Annotated in this window: 16 protein-coding genes; 14 read left to right on the top strand and 2 right to left on the bottom strand. The window is 44.4% G+C overall.

Annotated features, from left to right (window positions below; translation table 11 throughout):
- From K5R16_RS18470 to K5R16_RS18460, 3 genes are all read left to right on the top strand, one after another.
- Entirely contained in the window at positions 1-2,745 is a 2,745-nt protein-coding gene (locus tag K5R16_RS18470; protein WP_220739359.1) for a TonB-dependent siderophore receptor, read from the top strand.
- A 22-nt stretch (positions 2,746-2,767) separates the two neighbouring features.
- Positions 2,768-3,058, top strand: coding sequence for a hypothetical protein (locus K5R16_RS18465; protein WP_220739357.1), 291 nt, complete (start codon positions 2,768-2,770; stop codon positions 3,056-3,058).
- A 73-nt stretch (positions 3,059-3,131) separates the two neighbouring features.
- Positions 3,132-4,382, top strand: a complete 1,251-nt coding sequence (locus K5R16_RS18460) for a cytochrome-c peroxidase (protein WP_259649926.1) — start codon at positions 3,132-3,134, stop codon at positions 4,380-4,382.
- A 109-nt stretch (positions 4,383-4,491) separates the two neighbouring features.
- Here K5R16_RS18460 and K5R16_RS18455 read toward each other — a convergent pair whose 3' ends face one another.
- On the bottom strand, positions 4,492-5,760 hold the full coding sequence (locus K5R16_RS18455; protein WP_220739355.1) for a carbohydrate porin: 1,269 nt from the start codon (positions 5,758-5,760) through the stop codon (positions 4,492-4,494).
- 312 nt (positions 5,761-6,072) lie between these two features.
- Between K5R16_RS18455 and K5R16_RS18450 the strand changes: the two genes are divergently transcribed.
- Positions 6,073-8,364: a patatin-like phospholipase family protein gene (locus K5R16_RS18450; protein ID WP_220739353.1), complete on the top strand. Its 2,292-nt coding sequence runs from the start codon at positions 6,073-6,075 to the stop codon at positions 8,362-8,364.
- 42 nt (positions 8,365-8,406) lie between these two features.
- Here K5R16_RS18450 and K5R16_RS18445 read toward each other — a convergent pair whose 3' ends face one another.
- The gene (locus tag K5R16_RS18445; RefSeq protein ID WP_220739351.1) at positions 8,407-9,276 is read right to left on the bottom strand and encodes a LysR substrate-binding domain-containing protein; all 870 of its coding nucleotides are present in this window, start codon (positions 9,274-9,276) and stop codon (positions 8,407-8,409) included.
- Between the two features lie 271 nt (positions 9,277-9,547).
- Here K5R16_RS18445 and K5R16_RS18440 point away from each other — a divergent pair, with 271 nt between their 5' ends.
- The 10 genes from K5R16_RS18440 (at position 9,548) to K5R16_RS18395 (ending at position 20,734) form a co-directional block, all read left to right on the top strand.
- Positions 9,548-9,814 (top strand): DksA/TraR family C4-type zinc finger protein, encoded by a 267-nt coding sequence (locus tag K5R16_RS18440; RefSeq protein ID WP_220739349.1) that lies wholly within the window; start codon positions 9,548-9,550, stop codon positions 9,812-9,814.
- A 213-nt stretch (positions 9,815-10,027) separates the two neighbouring features.
- The gene (locus K5R16_RS18435; protein ID WP_259649925.1) at positions 10,028-11,158 is read left to right on the top strand and encodes an S-(hydroxymethyl)glutathione dehydrogenase/class III alcohol dehydrogenase; all 1,131 of its coding nucleotides are present in this window, start codon (positions 10,028-10,030) and stop codon (positions 11,156-11,158) included.
- A gap of 89 nt (positions 11,159-11,247) precedes the next feature.
- Complete coding sequence (gene fghA, locus K5R16_RS18430; protein ID WP_220739375.1) at positions 11,248-12,087, top strand: S-formylglutathione hydrolase; 840 nt, start codon at positions 11,248-11,250, stop codon at positions 12,085-12,087.
- A gap of 257 nt (positions 12,088-12,344) precedes the next feature.
- Positions 12,345-13,256, top strand: a complete 912-nt coding sequence (locus K5R16_RS18425) for an AraC family transcriptional regulator (protein ID WP_220739347.1) — start codon at positions 12,345-12,347, stop codon at positions 13,254-13,256.
- A 196-nt stretch (positions 13,257-13,452) separates the two neighbouring features.
- Positions 13,453-15,627: a TonB-dependent siderophore receptor gene (locus K5R16_RS18420; protein ID WP_220739345.1), complete on the top strand. Its 2,175-nt coding sequence runs from the start codon at positions 13,453-13,455 to the stop codon at positions 15,625-15,627.
- A 120-nt stretch (positions 15,628-15,747) separates the two neighbouring features.
- Positions 15,748-16,491: a siderophore ferric iron reductase gene (locus K5R16_RS18415; protein ID WP_220739343.1), complete on the top strand. Its 744-nt coding sequence runs from the start codon at positions 15,748-15,750 to the stop codon at positions 16,489-16,491.
- Entirely contained in the window at positions 16,479-17,246 is a 768-nt protein-coding gene (locus tag K5R16_RS18410; protein WP_220739341.1) for an ABC transporter ATP-binding protein, read from the top strand. The genes K5R16_RS18415 and K5R16_RS18410 overlap by 13 nt, the downstream gene beginning before the upstream one ends.
- Positions 17,240-18,205: an iron-siderophore ABC transporter substrate-binding protein gene (locus K5R16_RS18405; RefSeq protein WP_220739339.1), complete on the top strand. Its 966-nt coding sequence runs from the start codon at positions 17,240-17,242 to the stop codon at positions 18,203-18,205. Before K5R16_RS18410 ends, K5R16_RS18405 begins: the two co-directional genes overlap by 7 nt.
- Positions 18,205-20,211: a Fe(3+)-hydroxamate ABC transporter permease FhuB gene (fhuB, locus tag K5R16_RS18400; protein ID WP_220739337.1), complete on the top strand. Its 2,007-nt coding sequence runs from the start codon at positions 18,205-18,207 to the stop codon at positions 20,209-20,211. Before K5R16_RS18405 ends, fhuB begins: the two co-directional genes overlap by 1 nt.
- Positions 20,212-20,284: 73 nt before the next feature.
- Positions 20,285-20,734, top strand: coding sequence for a DUF6491 family protein (locus K5R16_RS18395; protein ID WP_220739335.1), 450 nt, complete (start codon positions 20,285-20,287; stop codon positions 20,732-20,734).
- The last annotated feature ends 8 nt before the right edge of the window (positions 20,735-20,742 follow it).

Here is a 20,742-nt window from a genome sequence, read left to right as displayed (position 1 = left end):
ATGACTAAATACTCCCACAAAACAAACGCAATCAGCACTATGCTGATTGTGTTTGCGAGCACATTATCAACAGCTGCTATCGCTGAAAATAACGCGCAAACGTTAGTTAAGCCTAAAGTGCAGCCAGAACTCTCACCAAAGAAGGACAAAGCAGCCGGTAAGCAAAAAAATTCAGCGTCAGAGCAAGCTGCAATGGAAGTGATCGAGGTGGTAGGCAGACGACCAACCCCGATTTCAAGCCAAAGTACTGGTAGCTACACACTCAATCAGCAACTCATTGAGGACTACCAATTTGGCAACGGTAACCTGAATGATATTTTAGGTTTATTACCGGGTGTGCAGTATTCAGAAGAAAGCTACAGTGCGGATCAGGCCAGCAATATTAGGCCAGCGGAAGTATCACTGTCTGGCAGTGATGGTTATCAATCTGGCTATTTCATTAACGGCATGAATAACAACTCTCGTCTCAGTACAGGTAATGCATCTTTAGATAAAAACTTACTGCAAGATGTCTCTGGTCATAGTCAAGCAAGCTTTATCAACTTGCAGTTGTTAGAGGAAATTGAAGTCTATGACTCCAATGTCCCTGCTAAGTATGGTCAGTTCTCTGGCGGAGTAGTTAGCGTTACCACTAAACAAGCAACGGATGCACCAAGTTGGTCACTTAGTTATCGGCAAACCTCCGATAGTTTTGTGACTTACAATCAGTTTTATGCGCCTGATTTTTCAGGAGAGGAGACGATTTATCAGCCGAGTTTTTCTAAACAAGATATGTCGGCCTCGTTTTCTACGCCTATAGGTGAAAACGCCGGTCTTTTGGGCCAGCTGCAAATGCTAAAGTCATCAGAAACCAAGTTACAACTGGGTGTGCTTAAGCCTCAAAAACAGACTAATTATAATGGGCTGATTAAATATCACCATGATATCAGCGCCAACGATGAGCTGGAAGTCACTGCTATTTACGCGCCGTACCAAGGTCAATATTTTGATACCTATGCCCTGAATAGTAACTTTGATATCGATGGCGGCTCGCAGAGTATTTTACTGGATTGGAATAATAGTAATCCATGGGCTGACATTGAAACCAGCCTATCTTGGCATCAAAGTCTCAATAGTAAAACCGCACCGAGTTATTGGTTTAATTGGGTTAATTTGAAAGGTAAAGATTGGGGGAGCTATGACGGCAGCCAAGCTAGCGCTGAAGGTGGTTATGGTAGTATCGATAAAACCCAGCAAAACATAACGTTAAAGCAGGACTATCTGCTTAATGAGCAGTCACTTTCATGGGGTGAAACTCAAACAAGCTTTGGCGGGGAAATTAAGCAGCAAACCACCGAGTTTGACCGTCTTGTCGATGCCGTTTTATACAATGGTGCAGTGGTTAATCCTAATGTTGACTGCGCTGGTTACACCTTAGATTGTGTCGAAACCGTGTTGGCTAAACCTATTTCAGAACTAGAGCGAGATTTAGGCCGTCCGTTAGACTTAACCAATCTAGATGATCTGCTACTCTATCAAAATAACGTATTGCAAACAGGTCAGTACTTTCAGACTCGACAGGTTTCACCTAAGGCCAGCACTAAAGTCGACTTATGGGCTGCTGCGTTATATGCAGAGCAAACGTTCAACTGGAAGTCATTAAATGCCACTTTAGGTCTACGTTATGATTACAACGACTTTATTCAACAACACAATATAGCCCCTCGTTTTAGAGCTGCATACGATCTGTTTGGTAGTGGCAACAGTGTGTTGGTATTGGGTGTTAATCGCTATTATGAAGCTGATCTCTCTCACCATAAATTAAATGAAGCAGTACAACCTAGTTATAAAGAGGTAAGGCGAGCCTATCAAAATCAACCACAGCAGTGGCAACGCGAGGTGTCTTCAAACGGCTATCGTACTGTCTACCAAGACACCAAAACACCTTTTAGCGACGAGTTGACCTTAGCATTTAGGCAGTCTCTTTTCGGAGGAACGGTTGAAGCTAAATGGCTTGCGCGTAGTAGCCAAGATCAAATTAATCGGGTGAAAGGTGTCAACAGTTTCGGGGAGGCGATTTTATTTGCTGAAAATAGTGGTAGCAGTGAATACCAAAGATACTCCTTATCTTGGATGGCAAGCTTTGCCAGTCAGCATGTTGAATTCAATATCTCCCATGTCAAAAATGAAACTGACAAAGCGAGTTTTGATGGTGAAACGGTAGTAAGCGACGCACAACAAAATGAAAAAATTAACTTTAATTATGATGAAAGTGAACTGGTTTACTTGCAACAAATAGTGCCAGATCCCAATAAACCCGGTCAAACAAAGGTCATCAACGATCTCATCACTCAGCATGATTTGGATTTAGCCAAGCAGGATTACAACCGTCCGTTTATAGCGAACTTAAGTTGGGGCGGAGGCTGGGGCAATTGGCGCTTATCAGCTTATGCCCGCTATAGCTCTAAACAAGATGTGGCCTTTGCTACAGGTAAGTACTTGTCATTACGCCAATCGACCAGTATTTGTGAGGGTTGTGTGACTAGCCGTACCGAGTATCCGCTTTATATTAAAGGTGAGCAACCGGCTTTTTGGTTACTCAGTGGCAGTATTAAATATGACCTTGAAATAGCTAGAAACCATCGTCTGACATTCAGTTTTGATGGTGAAAACCTCACTAATAGCCGTACCTATCAAGTTAACCCTTATGCAACTGGCACAGAGCTAGGTCGGCGCTTTTGGCTGGGCGTTGCATACCAACATTAGATTCAAAACTATGGAGTTCTACATGAAAATTTTAAACACTGTTTTTCTATTAAGCCTGCTAGCTAGCGCTGCAGTACAAGCCCATCAAGCGCCTATTGTTAGTGATGGTAGCCAACAGCTGTGCTATATCTCGAGCAATGATATTGGCTCCCATGAGTGGTTAAAAAAGGCGAGCCTATTCCATTCTCTTTTAGCATCTGCCAGCAGTGAAAGAGTCGATACGTGCTGGAGTCTTGATAGTGACGCTAAAGCGAAAGAGGCTCAATTACTGGTGGCGATTGATGCTACGCAAACCACGTTGGTCATTAAGTAGTCGTTATTAAAACACCTTATCGAGAAGCTGTTGCACCGATAGCTTCAATTTTTTACTAGCATGAGTCGTTCTAGTGATAACTATTACCCCTTTTAGTGTTTACCTGTTTACCTATCGTCGTAAACGCAATGCAGTTATGTTCACCATTACATGTATGGTTTTTAGTTGCTTTAACCATGCTGTGGCCGAGGACGAACCTACTAATGTTCGGTGCTTACCGAGTATAGTGATGAACCAAGATATGCTCGATACCAAGGAGCTACGGGCACTGTATCTGCAAGCGCCCAAATGCTGGCCTGAACCCACATTAGATGTCGGCGTTGCAAAAAGAGAGCTAGGTTTGTTGCCCGCGCCCATTTTTCCTGCCGATAATCCATTTAGCCAACTTAAGCTACGTTTAGGTGATAAGTTATTCCATGACCCCCAGCTTTCGCGTTCAGGTCATATTGCTTGCGCTTCTTGCCACGATAGGGATTTAGGTTGGGCTGATGGTAAGCAAGTATCCTTTGGTCATAATCGCTCAAAGGGAAAACGCAATGCTCCTAGTATTGAAAATAGTGCTTTTTACAGCAGTCTTTTTTGGGATGGTAGAGCGGCGAGTTTAGAAGAGCAAGCGCTGATGCCGATTACCGATAGTGTTGAAATGAACTTTACCCTTGATGAGCTAGAGGAAAGGCTCAGTAATGATGAAGAATATGTGCAGCTCTTCAAATTAACTTTTGGTAGTGAAGAGGTGACTCGCGAACGAATTGCACAAGCCATTGCCACTTTTGAGCGAACCATTCTATCGCGCCGAAGTCGATTTGATATTTTCCTGATGGCAAGTGACATTGAGGAAGAAAGCCAAAAGCGAAGGTTGAGTGCCGCTTTTTCCGATGAATCAGTCAGAGGTCTACACCTGTTTAGAACTAAAGCTAGATGTATGAACTGTCATAATGGTCCTGAAATGAGTGATAGCCAATTTCATAATATCGGATTGACCTACTATAAAAGGTTTTATCAAGATCTAGGTTTGTATAATCAAACGCGTAACTATGATGATGTGGGTAAGTTCAGGACTCCTGGACTGAGAGGAGTTATGAATACCAAACCTTGGATGCATAACGGCTTATTTGTCAATATGGAAGGCTTGTTAAATATCTATAACATGGGCGGTGTAGTAAGCCAAAAAACACGTGACGATCCATTAGCGCCACAAACTTCAGTGCATTTAAAGCCGCTTAAATTGACTCGAAGTGAAATCAAAGATTTATTGGCATTTTTAGAATCGATATCGGGTCATCCTGCAAGAGGGCCGCATATGCGTTACATACCAGGACCATAGTTGTATTGATGGTTATTTACATGTTGAGAAAAGCCCGCGCATCTGTCGATAGGCGGGCTTTATAGGGTGAGTGAAACGAGCTGTAGCTCATTCCGTTCCTGAAGCAGCTTTAAAAATAGTAACCAAAGTTAATATTGAAACGTTTGTTGGTGTCGCCGTCGCCGACCATAGTACCGCCAATAAATGGCTGGTTTTCAGCGACTACAAAGTCAAAGTAGGTGTAGAGCCCGCCAGCTGTCACAGCCATGCCGGTGACATTCATAAAGGTGTCTTCCATTGCTGCTGGCTTGTCGGTCACTAATGAATAATCATTGTAGAAGGTAAGGTTTGATATTGGACCGATATTAACTGGCAGGCTATACGCTAAGTTAGCGATATAAGTCGTAGCTTCAGCTGGGATCGAATCATAGAAATGGTAAGCCGCTACCACAATACGGTCTACATCCATGCCGTCGACGTCGTACTTATAGTCCGTCATCTGCAACTTAACATTCCAGCGGTCGTAGTTAACAACGCCGTGAATAGCAGCTGCAACGTTATCACCATCGGTGCCGTTTTCAATTTCTAATTGGCCTGCTTGCAAAGATGCACCTAGCTCTAAATCAACGTTATTAAAAGTAAAGTTATGGGTATAACGTGCGTTAAAGGTATTTAGCTCAGCAGCAGCATAACCATCACTTGGTGCATCGTAGGCATCTTCACCATCCAGACGAATACCCACTACATCATAGGCGTAACGGTCGGTACGGTCTGACACGTAACCGTCCAGTCCACCTTGCTCATCATTTTTATAAAAAGCCAAATCGAAACGGTTTGTATCGCCCTTGTAGGTGTAGTTAAGACCCATATCGTAATCATCTTCTAGGCCTAAATAAAAGTTAGAGCTAAAGAAGTAGTTGTTTGATGCGTAGGTCAAAATACCGAAAGGTACCTGAGTAACACCAATTTTACCTTGTTGTTCTTCAGTAAAGTTATACCCGATCCACGCGTGCTGAATTACGTTCATGTATTCGAACCAGCGATACTGAGCAGAGTAAATTAGATCTTCATAATTACCAGAAACGTCAATGCGGAATAGATCGAAATCAAAATCACCGCCTCGGTCAGCATTGTCATCATCAAAGTCTTCATAGGAGTAGTTGACGCGAACTGCGCCGCCAAACTTAACTGCGTTGTTTTTCTTCTCCACCACCTCTTCGATGACTTCCACTTCTACTTGCTCGATTTGTTGAGGCTTTTCGGCAGCCTTTTGTTGTTGAGCTTCTAGTTGCTCAATACGTGCTTTGAGGGCTTTTAGCTCCTCTTCAACAGGGCTGGCGTTAGCATTAGCTGCTAATGCTAGGGCGATACAAGAAGCTGCAAGTGTGTAACGAGTCATCATTTATCCTATAGGAGGGAGGTAATGGAAGTGTAGTGCATGTTAACAGAAGTGGGGTCTTGCTGGTGCTTTGTTCTAATTGTTAGCTGGCTGGTGGTCGCATACTGTGATCTACATCGCCTTTTAATTGCTAGATAGGGTGCGAGTATATTCGGTGGGGCGTTCATCTGTTTAAAACAGGGTCGAACTATTTGATTTGCTGTTTACTTAATATTGTCTGTTCATTTGAGACAATCAAACTCACGCTGGGCACTTAATGAGCCAATCATTTCCCCCTTAAAATAGTCACATCAAAATTAACCAGGTGTGGTTGTGAGCAATTTTCCAATAAGAGTAACTACTTTACTGGTCGTCGCGACTCTTGTAAGCCCTGCTGTATCTGCCAATGATATTGAGCAAAGCATTATGATTGAAGCTCTTGACTCAACAGCTAAACGAAAAAAAATTGGTTTGGCGCTTAGTGGTGGCGGCGCCAAAGGGGCTGCTCATGTTGGCGTCTTACGCTATTTAGAAGCGAACAATATCGCCATTGATTACATTGCGGGAACCAGTATTGGTGCCTATGTTGGTGGCTTATATGCACTTGGTTACAGTGCCAATGAAATCGAAGTCATCATGCTCGAACTTGATTGGAGCAGTGGTTTTGATGATAGTGTTCCAAGAACAGCGCTGAATTTTCATGACAAACAAGATTTTGACCGTTTCAATCTTCCGTTTGATTTTGGCTCACTCGACGGTGAGCTATTGATGCCAAAAGGGGTTTTACGTGGTCAAACTATGGCTAACCTCTATATCCGTTCTGCAGGTATGGTGCCTAGGCAAGCTTCATTTGACGACTTAGTGATTCCCTTTAAAGCAATCAGTACCGATATTGCCACTGGCCAAGCCGTTGTGCTCGAATCTGGAAATCTATTGGCGGCAATGCAAGCCTCTGCATCAGTGCCTGGTATTTTACAGCCGCTTGATATCGATGGCAGGTATCTTGTTGATGGTGGAATGGTAAGTAATATGCCCGTTGATGTCGTGCGGGCAATGGGCGCCGATATTGTCATTGCTGTCGATATTGGTGCGCAGCTGGCACCTAAAGAAGACCTACAAGACAGCTTCGCTATTTTATCGCAACTCTCAACGATGATGACCCGTGCTAATGCCGTTGAGCAGATTGAAAACATGCAGCCGCAAGATATTCTCATACGTCCGGATATTAGCCAGCTAGACACTACTGACTTTGCCAGTATGCCGCTAGGGTTTGAAAAAGGAGAGCTAGCAGCGTCTCTTAATGCCGAGCATTTAACAGCGCTGACTGCTTCAACTGACGAGTTTGAACGCTATCAAGCACGGCGGCAGCAGTATAAGTACTTACTACAGACTTTCGAGCAGCGTCCTGTCGATAAGGTTGTGGTGGTGAGCAATAGCTATGAACCTATTGAGAAAATTTCAGCAGCTCTAGCCGTTAATTCAGGTGATACCGTTGACCGCGAAGAGATAGTCGATGCGATTGATCGTGTGTATGCTCTGAATAGTTTTGAGCGAGTAGAAGCAGAGGTTACTGAAGATGAAGCACAACAAAAAATATTAACCGTTAACGCCAAAGAAAAGAGTTGGGGGCCAAACTTTTTTGATATTGGCTTTTCGTTAGAAGAAGACTTCAGTGAGATCTCTGATATTAAGCTGGATCTCGCCTATACCCTCAATAATGTAGCCGACACTCGGGGGCGACTCAGGTTTGAGCTATCTTCTGGTCTGGAGAAGATCCTCGGTGCTGAGTTTTTATTGCCGTTAGACTCTTTAGATAAATATTATTGGAAGAGTCGTTATCGTTTTAAGCAAGAGCAACAGCTTTACTTTTGGGATAATGAACGTAGCTTAAAGACCCTGACTAAGTCTCATAAGATCAGTTCATCTATCGGTATAAACCTCAGTAATAACATGATAGTAGAGCTTGGGTTTGCTGCTGAGACAGGCAATATTGAAGGGCCAACCATCATAGATCTAGATATCGATTATCAGAGTTATTCGAGCTTTATTATTGCCAGTTACGATAGTCTAGACAGCTATAGTTTTCCCAGTAAAGGCACCCAAATCTATTTCAAAGGGGCTTATAACGACGATAATCTCGATCAACTGACATTGCCGATAGTGGGAGATGTCTTTGGTGACACAGCACAATTTAACTATGAGTTTTCCTTTAAGCATGCTCGCAGTATTGCACGCCATACATTGATCAATAAAGTTAAGGTGAGTGGCACTAACAGTGATGAAGTGAGCTTAATCCATACCCATAAATTGGGCGGGTTTTTAAACTTGTCGGGATTACATAAAGATGCACTTGTAGGGTCACAATTGAGCTATGGCTCTTTGATTTATCAATATCGCGTTAGCTGGCAGGGCTTTGGTGGAATGAGCATACCGCTTTATTTAGGGGCGTCAGCGGAAGCGGGTAATGTTTGGCAATATAAAGATCAACGCGGGCTCGATGATTTGATCTATGCCGCTAGCATTTTTGTGGGTACCGAGACTGATTTTGGCCCGGCCGTACTCGGTTTTGGCATCAATGATCAGCAACATAAAACAGTGTATTTGACACTAGGTAAGACCTTTTAGCGGGTTACGGTAAAGAATCAAAGCTGTATACCGCATATGAAGCTAAGCTAATTTGTCACCGAGGAAATCGAGCAGCATACGTACCTTGGGTGATAAGTGGCGATTATGCGGGTAGAGTGCCCATATACCTTCATCGGCTTGGCGGTTATTTTCCAACAGTGACACTAGCTCTCCAGAGGCGATAAACGGGTTCACGTAATAGTCAGGCAACTGAATAATGCCTAAGCCTTTGATAGCGGCATCGACCAATGCATGGCCGCTATTACAGCTCAAGTTTCCTTTGATCCGTACATTTCTGGCTTTGCCTTTTTCTTGAAAACGCCAATAGTCCAAGGTGCCGATCAAGCAGTTGTGCTGTTCAAGCTCGGACAAGGTGTGCGGTAGGCCATAAGTGGAAACGTAACTTGGGGAGGCACAAACATATTGGGTGCGTGAGCCGAGGCGTTTAGCCATCATGCTTGAATCTTCCAATTGACCTAAACGGATCGCCAGATCGTAACCTTGGTCGACCAAGTCGACTTTAAGGTTGGTCAAATTCATTTGCACTTCTAGTTCGGGGTACTGAGTGAGGAAATCATTGATCAGCGGTGCGATGGTGCCTTCGCCATAAGTGACAGGAGCGGTGATCTTTAGCAATCCCCTTGGAGTGGTCTGCAAATTGGTGATAGCGCGTTCCGCTTCATCTAAGCCATCTAGCACTTGGCGACAATGTTGGTAGTACACTCTGCCAACTTCGGTAACCGATACCTTGCGAGTAGTGCGATGGAATAGCTTAGCGGCTAGCCGCGTTTCAAGAGCACTCACTTGACGGCTGACCTGGGCTGTTGAGATCCCTAAGCGCACAGCTGCTTTAGTGAAACTTTCCGTTTCGGCCACAGCAACAAACTCGCTCACACCTTCCCAGTTAAACATATACGCTCTCTACTTATCCCAGCTGTCAATGATGCCAATTATTGCTAACTCTAGCCTAAATGCAATGTTATCTGGTCGTTTAAGGCTTAATTATTACCATACGGTAAAAGAAATTTTCAGTATTGTGGGATTATCAGTTTTGGTTAGCTGAGTATAATTAGCACCATCAAAGTGGCGTGGCAATTTGCTTACGCTCTTCTAAACTTTAACTCTGTTAGCAAAACCATGTTGGGTCATAACGGCAAGCTTGGGGCTAGATTGAGGAGTCAATATGGCTGGTGGTTGGGCCCGCGATGGGGCGGTGCAAGATCAGATTGATAATAGTGTTGCCGATGGTGTTGCGCATATCCGCAGTGAATTGTCTTTGGGCACAAGTTTATTTTTCTGTGAGGAGTGCGGAGCCCCGATCCCTGAGGCACGTCGACAGGCAATTCAAGGCGTACGTTTTTGTGTGAGCTGCCAGAGTGAACTCGATGAACAACAGAAAAAAGTCAGCCTGTTTAATCGACGCGGCAGTAAAGACAGCCAGCTTCGCTAACCGGCCTTGTTTGGCCTGATGGTTTAAAGGCGCTGGTGAAAGTATGGGTAATAGCTGTGTGACTATCAGCATTATTACCATATGGTAAAAGTTAATTGCATAATAGTGGGATTATCAATTATTGGTGGCTCGCTATAATGTTGGCATATTCATGACGGCACTGGTTGATTAGATAAGACCGTTTTTTAACTCTATATAAAGTAGGTATTACAGATGACTGCACAGACTATTAAATCAAAAGCCGCAGTGGCTTGGGCCGTTGGACAACCACTGACGATGGAAATCGTAGACGTGATGCCACCGCAAAAAGGTGAAGTCCGCGTCAAGATGATTGCAACAGGTGTTTGTCATACCGATGCCTTTACACTTTCAGGTGACGATCCAGAAGGGATCTTCCCTTGCATTCTAGGCCATGAAGGTGGCGGCATTGTTGAGTCTATCGGTGAAGGCGTTACCAGTGTTCAAGTCGGCGATCATGTTATTCCACTTTATACGCCTGAGTGTGGTGAGTGTAAGTTCTGTAAGTCTGGTAAAACTAACCTTTGTCAGAAGATCCGTGAAACCCAAGGTAAAGGTCTAATGCCTGATGGCACGACTCGTTTCTCTAAAGATGGTGTTGATATTTTCCATTACATGGGTACTTCAACCTTCTCTGAGTACACAGTATTACCTGAGATTTCATTGGCTAAAGTTAACCCAGAAGCACCGCTTGAAGAAGTGTGCTTATTAGGTTGTGGCGTTACAACCGGTATGGGTGCGGTGATGAATACCGCCAAGGTTGAAGAGGGCGCGACTGTTGCCGTATTCGGTATGGGTGGTATTGGTCTTTCAGCTGTGATTGGTGCAGAGATGGCTAAAGCATCACGTATTATTGCTATCGATATTAACGAAAGTAAGTTTGAGCTTGCACGCCAACTGGGTGCAACAGATTGCATCAATCCAAAAGATTATGACAAGCCAATTCAAGACGTGATTGTCGAGCTTACTGATGGTGGCGTAGATTACTCATTCGAATGTATTGGTAACGTTAACGTTATGCGCAGTGCACTTGAGTGCTGTCACAAAGGTTGGGGCGAGTCAGTGGTTATCGGTGTTGCTGGTGCAGGGCAAGAGATCTCAACGCGTCCATTCCAACTGGTGACAGGCCGTGTATGGAAAGGCAGTGCATTCGGTGGCGTTAAAGGTCGCTCAGAGCTGCCTGAATATGTAGAGCGTTACATGGCGGGTGAGTTTAAGTTAAACGACTTTATCACCCACACCATGGGTCTTGATCAAGTAAATGAAGCCTTTGACTTAATGCATGAAGGTAAGAGTATTCGTACTGTTATCCATTTCGATAAGTAATATTTACCACCCGAAATCTAAACCTATTCAGTGGCTGTTTAACCCTTTTACGATGAGTAAAAGGGTTAAACATGACAAGAGATGCAAGCATGACAATTGAAAATATCAGCGTAAATAAGAGCTTTGGTGGTTGGCATAAGCAATATACTCACCAATCAGAGTCGTTAAACTGTGCGATGCGATTTGCTATTTATTTACCACCGCAAGCGTCAAATGGTCAAAAAGTGCCTGTGCTGTATTGGTTGTCAGGCTTAACTTGCACTGATGAAAACTTCATGCAAAAAGCAGGTGTGCAAGCCATAGCGGCGGAATTAGGAATAGCAATTGTAGCGCCTGATACTAGTCCGCGCGGTAAAGGTGTCGCAGACGATGATGGCTACGACTTAGGTCAAGGCGCAGGTTTCTACGTCAATGCCACCCAAGCACCTTGGAGCCGTCATTATCAAATGTATGACTACGTGGTTAATGAGCTGCCGACGCTGATTGAATCTATGTTCCCAGTGAGTGACAAACGATCGATTGCAGGTCACTCAATGGGTGGTCATGGTGCCTTGGTTATCGCTATGCGTAACGCTGCTGCATATCAGTCAGTGTCTGCATTTAGCCCAATAAGTAACCCTGTTAATTGTCCTTGGGGTAAAAAGGCACTCACAGCTTATCTTGGTCGTGACACGAGTACATGGGCTGAATATGATGCCAGTTTATTGATGCGCAAAGCGACTGAATTTGTACCGGCATTAGTTGACCAAGGTGAAGGCGACAACTTCTTGGTTGAGCAGCTAAAACCTGAAATGCTACAAGCAGCGGCTAAAGTGAGTGGTTATCCGTTAACGCTGAATATGCATGATGGTTATGATCATAGTTACTACTTTATCGCCAGCTTCATTGAGCAACATATGCGCTTTCACGCTGCGCACTTAAGTGACTAAACTCACCTAGCTTTCAAAATGCCGCTTTGATAGTGGCATTTTTTATGGGTGTTATTTTTGTTTTAGATCTGAGCCTCGCTAGCTGGTTATAACTATCAGAGGTATCATGAGTTTGGTTGAATTTTTCAGTTGTTGTTGATGCTTTGCCTTTCGGCTATTTAAATTCAAGCTAAGATATATATCAGTGCTAAGACTATGTTAAATTGTGAATAAGCTAATTTCATCAATATCTAAATAACGCTTATGGGGGCTGAATTATGGCAATCCGTTCATCTTTCTCTCGCATTGAGCGGGTATTAAATTTCATTCATAGCCATCTCGATCAACCCTTGTCTTTGGAAGATATCGCAGAGCATAGTCAATGTTCCCGCTGGCAGCTGCAGCGGATCTTTCAGCAGCAAACAGGCTTAAATGTGGCGCAATATGTGCGCGAGATTAAGCTCAGTGTCGCCGCTGACAAAGTATTGTTAGGTCAATCTCGAATGTTAGACATTGCTTATGAGTTAGGCTTTAACTCTGAGGTTAGCTTTAGTCGTTCTTTTAAGCAGTTGTTTGGTGTTAGCCCGAAGCAATATCAACGGCGGGGTACACGTGTCGGACTTAGAAACCCTATTGTGATACGGCCTGAATTTAAAGCCAACAAAAAAATAGATACCACCTTCTTACAAACTCATATTGAGCATCGCGAGGCGTTTACCGTATATGGCCTCTCGTCACCCATAAAAGGGGTATTGTCTGAGACTCCTGACTTTTCATCCATTGTGCCCGACACTTGGTTGCGTCTGTTCGATATTATTGAGCAACAATTACCACTAATGGGCAATATGCTTGGAGTGGTCGATACTCTCTCGCTTACCACTGAGCAGAAAAGCATTCGTTATTGGGCTGCATTGGAGTTAGCTGCTGAGCAGTTGCAATCATTACAACCACTATTGAGCGATGGGCCACTCTGTCGGTTAACTGTCCCTGCACAGGAGTGCGCGGTTGTTTCATATAACGGCGCTGTTAATGAATTCTCTCAGTTAGTGGAGTGGCTTATTTGTGATTGGCTACCGGAATCTGGCTTTGTGAGCATTGATGGTTATGAACTGGAAAGCTACGGTAAGATCACCTCAACCATTACCGACCTTAAGCATATGGAATACTGGTTACCGATAAAAGCTAAGTAACAACATTAGTAAAAGCTAAAAGGTGACAGCATTCGCAAAAACTAAATATCCTGTCTTTTTCTTCCTCTTTTGCACCAAATTGTTAAATATCTCCCTCAAAAAGACTATACCATCGCGTTTGATAATCATTCTCATTAGTATTCGCTTGTTGTAGATAGAGCAAGTATGAATCACATTAGGGTATATAGAGGACAGTATGGTCTCAGTTCAGGGTAATAAGGCTTTTCACTTAACAGTAGTTGCTACCGCTATTAGCGCATCACTATTTTGTTCATCGCAGGTTGTTGCAGCGGAGTCTGAGGACTTAACGGTAGAAATTCCGCCAATGGAGACCATCACTGTATTGGGTCAAGCCTATCGTAATACCGCAACTAAAACCTCGTTAACGCCGATGGAAACACCGCAAGGTGTAACGGTTATCGACAGCGAGTTGCTGAGTGAGCGTGGGGTTAAGTCACTTAACCAAGCACTACGTTACGTTCCTGGTGTGACGACTGAGCAAAAAGGTGGCGCGGTCACCATGTATGACACTTTCAATATACGTGGTTTCGACGTTAACCAAAGCTACTATGACGGCTTAGTACTGCAGTACTTAAACGGCTGGAACCTCCAACCACAGATTGATCCCATTGCGCTTGAACAAGTTGAAGTTTTCAAAGGACCTACCTCAGTACTCTACGGTTCAATGCCACCAGGTGGTATGGTCAATATGATTGCTAAGTCACCGCAAGCGGCTGATAGCACTGAAGTCAATTTTGCCACAGGTTCAAATAACTTAGTGGAAGCATCTATTGATACTACTGGCCAGATTGGCGACAGTGATTTTTCATATCGTATTATTGCGTTGGCGCGCAGTAAAGATGGTCAAGTCGATCATACTGAAGAAGAACGTTTTGTGTTTGCACCGTCGCTTGACTGGAATGTTTCTGACAGCACTTACATCAACTTTAACCTTTACTACCAGAATGATCCTGCAATGGGGATGAACTCTTCGCTACCCTCATCAGGCATGATCAGTGAAAACCCTGCGGGTAGCACTAGCCCATCAACTTTTGCAGGAGACAAAAATTGGTCGACTTTCGAGCGTGAGTTCATACTTGCAGGCTATAAAGTTAACCATGATTTCAATGATAACTGGTCTTTCCTACAGAACTTCCGCTATATGGATGCCAAGTTATATCAGGAAAATACTTATCACTTGGAGTCGGGTTTTGACCCAATGACAGGTTCGCTTGATAGAAATATCTACAGCACCGATGAGACTTCAACTGGTTACACTATCGATAACCAACTGTCTGGCTCATTCAATACCGGAAAAGTTGAGCATAACGTGCTGTTTGGTCTTGATTATCAAAAACTTGATGGTGTATCTGCTTACTCAGAATTCGGCACAACCAGCCAATTTGGCGATTTCAATATTTTCAATCCGAACAACGATATGATTGAGCGTGATGCACTTAGCTCAACCTATGACGCTCGCGATAATGTGCAAGTAGAGCAGTTAGGTCTGTATTTTCAAGATCAAATGCGCATCGACAAGTTGATTGTGATTGCTGGTGGTCGATTTGATGATTACAGCTCTTCAAGTGAATACTCTGACTCCTATGGCGACACCAATAATGCCGCCGATCATGACCATTTCTCTTACCGCGTGGGTGCCATGTATGAGTTTGATAGTGGTTTTTCACCATTTGCAAGCTATGCAACCAGTTTTGAACCCGTCGCGGGAACCAAAAAAGATGGCTCTACCTACCAGCCAGAATTGGCTGAGCAGTTAGAAGTTGGTGTTAAATACAGCTCTGATGATCACAGTAAGACCATGGCCGTGTCGCTGTTTAACATAGTGAAAAGTGATGCATTAATGGCGGATCCAAATGATCCTTGGGGCGACAAGCTTCAGATAGGTGAAATTGAGTCTCGCGGTGCCGAGTTTGAAAGCCAGTGGTACATGACCGACAACTTTGATGTGGCGTTGAACTACACCTACATCGATATGGAGATCACTAAAGATAGCGGTAATGGTCTACAAGGCAAGAGCCCTATCTATGTGCCAAAGCATGCTGCATCACTTTGGTCTAACTACTATATTGAAGATGGTGCGTTAGCGGGAATGCGTATTGGTGGTGGTGTTCGTTACGTCGGTGAAATGCAGATCGATGCTATGAATACCGATACCGTTGATTCATACACGTTAGTTGACCTGTCGCTAGGTTATGACTTAGGTGAGCTAAGCGGCAGTCTACTTGGCGCTAGCGTTAACTTAGTGGCGAACAACCTCTTTAACGAAGAATACTATACCTGTTATGACACGGTTAACTGCTGGTATGGCGCTGAGCGTAATATCGAACTTAACTTCAAATATAACTTCTAGTTGTTAGGGGCTGTTGAACTTTCGAACAAAAACTAAGCTCGAAAGTTCAACAACCCCTAATCACAGGGAGAGGTTTCAGTCGATGAAATCTCTCTGGTATTTGCTAAGGTTAATGCATTAATGAATCAGGCTGTTTTTAATCAAATCTACCAAGAGTGTCAGCAGATCTCTCCTTATCTCAAAGGCGAATTTACCGATGCTGAGTCTGAATCTAATTCTGAGCTAGAGTTAATCTCAGCGAATAGATCTAACATCACCATTATTAAGTCATTGCATACCAGTTTGATGCAGCAATCTCCTGAAGCGGGCAGAAGCTATTGGTTAACACGAAGCTGGGATCTGCTCACTTGGCAACCACTTTATCTAACGCTCACCTCTATCTACCAGTTACGTATTTTGCCGGATCTTAATAATATGCTGCAGCAGCATGATAATGGTTTAGTGGCGGGGTTTCGTTTTAACTGTACTGATTGTGCGACCGGGGATTATGAGTGTTTAATTCGGCAGGCGGGTAAACAGCTGTCACAGCTATTTGAGCATTACCGTAAAGAGCTTGATCAGTGGGCGCGTTGTCGCCCTCGCTTTACTGAACATCTTATTGCCGATGCCTTATTTGCTAAGCTGTTATTGATGCAGAAGTCTCACCCAGAAATGAGCGACAGTTTTATTCGCCGCCATGCTAAGTTATGGCTAGATGCGCTCAATTTTTCAGATTCGCATTTACAGTCGCTATGTCTCTCCAAGCTAGACAACAAGCTCTCGCTCAATCGCACTAGCTGTTGCTGCGTTTATAAAACAACCGCTGGTGTAAAGTGTGCCAATTGTCCGCGGCTTAAACAAAAGAGTAAATCATGTACCAATTGACACACGTCAAAGTCATTAGAGATCAGCGTACCATCCTAGATATAGAATCACTAAATATCGACCCCCATGCTTTGACTGTGGTGTTAGGTCACAACGGTTCAGGTAAATCTACTCTGGTTAACTTGCTTGCCAATCAGTTTAACCCTGAAGAGGGCGAAGTGATGCTTGGTGGGCAACCAATCAAACAATATAGTGCCAAAGAGTTAGCGAGAACCGTAGCTTATTTACCGCAAAAGCTGCCGGAAGTAGCAGGGCTTAATGTGGCAGAGTTGGTACGTTTAGGCCGATTTCCTTGGCGTGGTACTTTGGGGCGCTGGCGCAAAGAAGATGAGCAGATCATCGCACAAGCGATGGAGGAAACAGGAGTTACAGCATTTAAAGATACTTTGGCTGATCAGCTCTCTGGCGGCGAGCGGCAACGGACATGGGTTGCGATGTTACTCGCTCAACAAGCTGAGCTACTAATATTAGATGAGCCAACCTCTGCACTTGATATTCATCATCAATACCAGTTGATGGAATTGCTCAGTAATTTGAATAAAAGCACTGGCAAAGGGGTGATTGTCATTTTGCATGATCTTAATTTGGCGCTGCGTTTTGCTACCCAAATTGTTGCATTAAAAGCGGGTAAAGTTGCTTTTAGTGGTGAGGCCTCATTGTTGCAAGATGAAGAGCGACTTAGTGATTTATATGCCACACCAGTGACTTTGATTGATCACCCTAACCAGAATCATAAGGTAGCGATTGTATGCTAAGGCGTGCCATCTTTGCTCTACTGTTGTTATGGCTACCTAGTACGTTGTTTGCCAAAACGTCGTCAACAACGATTACGGTTGTAGACAGTCGCGGCCAACACCAGTTGCCTGCCACACCTATCCGCGTGGCGGCGCTGAATTGGGACGTTGCTGAGCAAGTCTTGGCGCTCGGGGTGACCCCCATTGCTATGCCTGACATTAATGGTTACAGAGAGTGGGTTATGCAGCCTAAAGTACCAGACTCTGTAATGGATATTGGCAGCCGAGTTGAACCCAATTTTCAACGTTTAGCAACGCTTAAACCCGACGTCATCATCATTGCTTCACCGCAGTTAGATCTATTACCACGACTGGAAAAAATAGCGCCTGTTTTGTTCTACCAAACTTATAGCGAGCACCATGATAACGCTAGGGCGGCCATTGATAACTTCAGATTGATAGCGCAACTACTTGATAGAGAAACACAGGCAGAGCAACGGCTAACGCAAATGCAGCACTCGATAGCGACAATGCGTCAGCAGTTGGCACAAGCTTATCAAGGAAAGCTGCCGACAGTGACGACCTTTAGGTTTGCTAGCATGACCTCAATTTATCAATTTGGTGATAACTCAACTGCGCAATATGCGCTGTTATTATTGGGGATCTCTGCGGCGATAGAACAGGCACCGACTCAGTGGGGAGTTAAGCAAAAGCGCCTTAAAGAACTGCGTCATGTTGGCGACGGTGTCGCGCTTTATTTTGAACCCTTTGCGCAACAGCAGCAGTTATCGACCAGTGTTATGTGGAATGCCTTTCCCTTTGTACGCTACCACAAAATGAATAGTGTTAAACCAGCTTGGAACTACGGTGGTGCGGTATCGATTGAATATATGGCAACAGCATTAACTGAGAGCTTGCTAGCGATAGCGCCAATTCCACCTACATCGTTACCTCAAAACGAGAGTGAGCAGAACCAATAATGCCCAGTAAGATAGTTTCTCGATATAGCGTTACTTTTGTCGCGTTAATGGTTTTTGCCATTATTTCAGCGCAAATCGACACCCAGATTAGTTTGTCACAGCAGTGGCACTTGCTCATTAATTTTGCCGACAGACTGACGTTAGCCACTAGCTTTGATGCGATTATGTTTACTGAGTCGCAGTTGCCACGGATAGTGATGGCCGTGATGGTCGGGGCAATGCTAGGTCTGGTTGGCAGCTTAATGCAGCAGCTAACTCAAAACCCGTTAGTGTCACCAATGACATTGGGTACCGCCTCCGGTGCATGGTTAGCACTGGTGCTACTGAATGTGTTTTTCCCAGGATTTGTTGGCCAATATGCATCTGTTGCGGCAACGGTTGGCGCCATGCTTACACTGGGATTAGTGATTTTAATTGCAGGCGTGCGTAACCTTTCTGGTTTACCCGTTGTGCTTGCCGGTATGGCGGTGAATATTCTATTGGGTGCAATCGCCACAGCGATTATTTTGCTAAATGACCAATACGCTAAGAATCTGTTTATTTGGGGCGCCGGAGATCTGGCTCAAAATGGTTGGCAGCAGGTGCAATGGTTATTGCCTAAGCTGAGTGTGTCAGTGCTTATTTTACTGCTGGCTCCGCGAGTATTGGCTCTTTTAAGAATGGGGCAGGCCGGCGCCGCCGCTCGTGGACTCAATATTATCCCCGCCATTTTGGCATTGTTCACTTTAGGTATTTGGCTAGTCGCCACCTCCATTACCGCTGTTGGGGTTATCAGTTTTATTGGTTTACTCGCGCCCAATATTGCTCGCCAATTAGGTGCGCGTACTCCACGAGATGAACTGTTTTTTAGTATGTTACTCGGCGCGACAGTTCTGGTGATTATCGATGCGCTTGCCATTGCAATGAGCATGCTGACCTTCGACTTAGTCCCCTCTGGTACCGCTGCAGCGCTTATTGGTGCCCCGGCACTTATTTGGTTTACCCGTCGAAAAATGGGCGCACAGGATCAGCTATCTTTCTCATTGCCTAAAAGCCGTTACCAGATGAGTCCGGGTACGCTTATTACGATGCTGGCAAGTTTGTTTGCGGTCATTGTTTTGGTGCTAGTGTTTACAAAATCAACGGTAAATGACGCTACAGTATGGTTATGGGCGATTCCAGATGCCTTTGCCTGGCAGATCCAATGGCCAAGAATTATCACGGGTATTGCAGCGGGTTCTGGCTTGGCTGTCGCGGGAGTATTGCTACAGCGACTTATTTATAACCCGTTAGCGAGTCCCGATATTTTAGGGATCTCTGCAGGCGCAACATGCGCCTTAGTTGCCGGTAGTATTTTTGTTGGTCTGAATATTTTTGATGCGGCGCCGGCTATTGCATTTTTGGGCAGTATGACCGTTCTTGGATTGTTACTCTTGTTAGGTAAACGCCACCGTTATGCTCCATCTATGTTGATACTGACCGGTATCGCTTTGACCGCACTTATTGAGGCTATGGTGCAGTTTGCATTGGCCCGGGGCGATGAAACTTCTTACACCATTTTGAGTTGGTTAGCTGGCTCAACCTACCGAGTATCACCCAGTGCAGCAGTGATACTCATCGTTAGTGTGTTAGGACTGATTGCGTTTGCACTCGTCACCTCGCGCTGGTTAACGTTAATTTCGACCGGACGTGAGTTTGCCAAGGCTCGAGGGCTAAATGTACCTAGAGCATTCATGCTACTGCTTTGTTGTGTTGCCCTGTTATGTGGGGTTGTCACCGCAACCATGGGGCCTGTTGCATTTGTCGGTTTGTTAGCACCACACATGGCAGTCATTTTAGGCGCTAAAAAAGTGCAGTTGCAGTTACCAGCCGCCGCCATCATCGGCGCAGGCTTAATGGTGCTGTCGGATTGGATAGGACAAAACGTGGTTTATCCGTCGCAAGTTGCCGCGGGGACTGTGGTATCTGTTGTCGGTGGTTTGTATTTTATCTTGCTATTGATACAGGGTCGGCGAGCTGTTAATTAGCGTTGTTGTTAGTCATATTTGCAGGGTTTGTTTTTACTGCTAGATTTAAGGTATTAACAATAAGGAGATAATAATGAAGATATGGAATATCGTGATACTTGGTTTTTCACTCATTTTAGCCGGCTGTACAGCAACGGAAACGGCAACGGAGCGCGTTGCACTGTATACTTTTCCTGAATTAGAGCAGGTTTATTCTATCGATAACTTTAGAATGGATGGTTGGGAAGAGGTCGATAAATATACAGTGATAGTTAACTCTAGACCGCGAGAAAGTTACTTGTTTGTGCTCAGCGGTGGCTTGAACGATTTGCGGTTTGCACAAGGTTTGCTGATCACATCAACCTTAGGCAAAGTTGAAGTCGGCTTCGATACCGTATCGACCCCGCAAGACCCATTGATGAAGGCGCAGATAAAGCGAATCTATCGCTTAAAGGATAAGGCTGAGAAAGAGGCAATAAAACAACAGATTATCGCGTTCGCTGACATTGAAGATAAAAAGGCTGCTAGCAAGTCTACCCAATAGCACGCTTT

The sequence above is a fragment of the Shewanella sp. c952 genome (assembly GCF_019654975.1).
GTDB lineage: Bacteria > Pseudomonadota > Gammaproteobacteria > Enterobacterales > Shewanellaceae > Shewanella.
The sequence above is the reverse complement of the archived record's forward strand: the minus strand, read 5'-3'. Positions and strand labels throughout refer to the sequence as shown.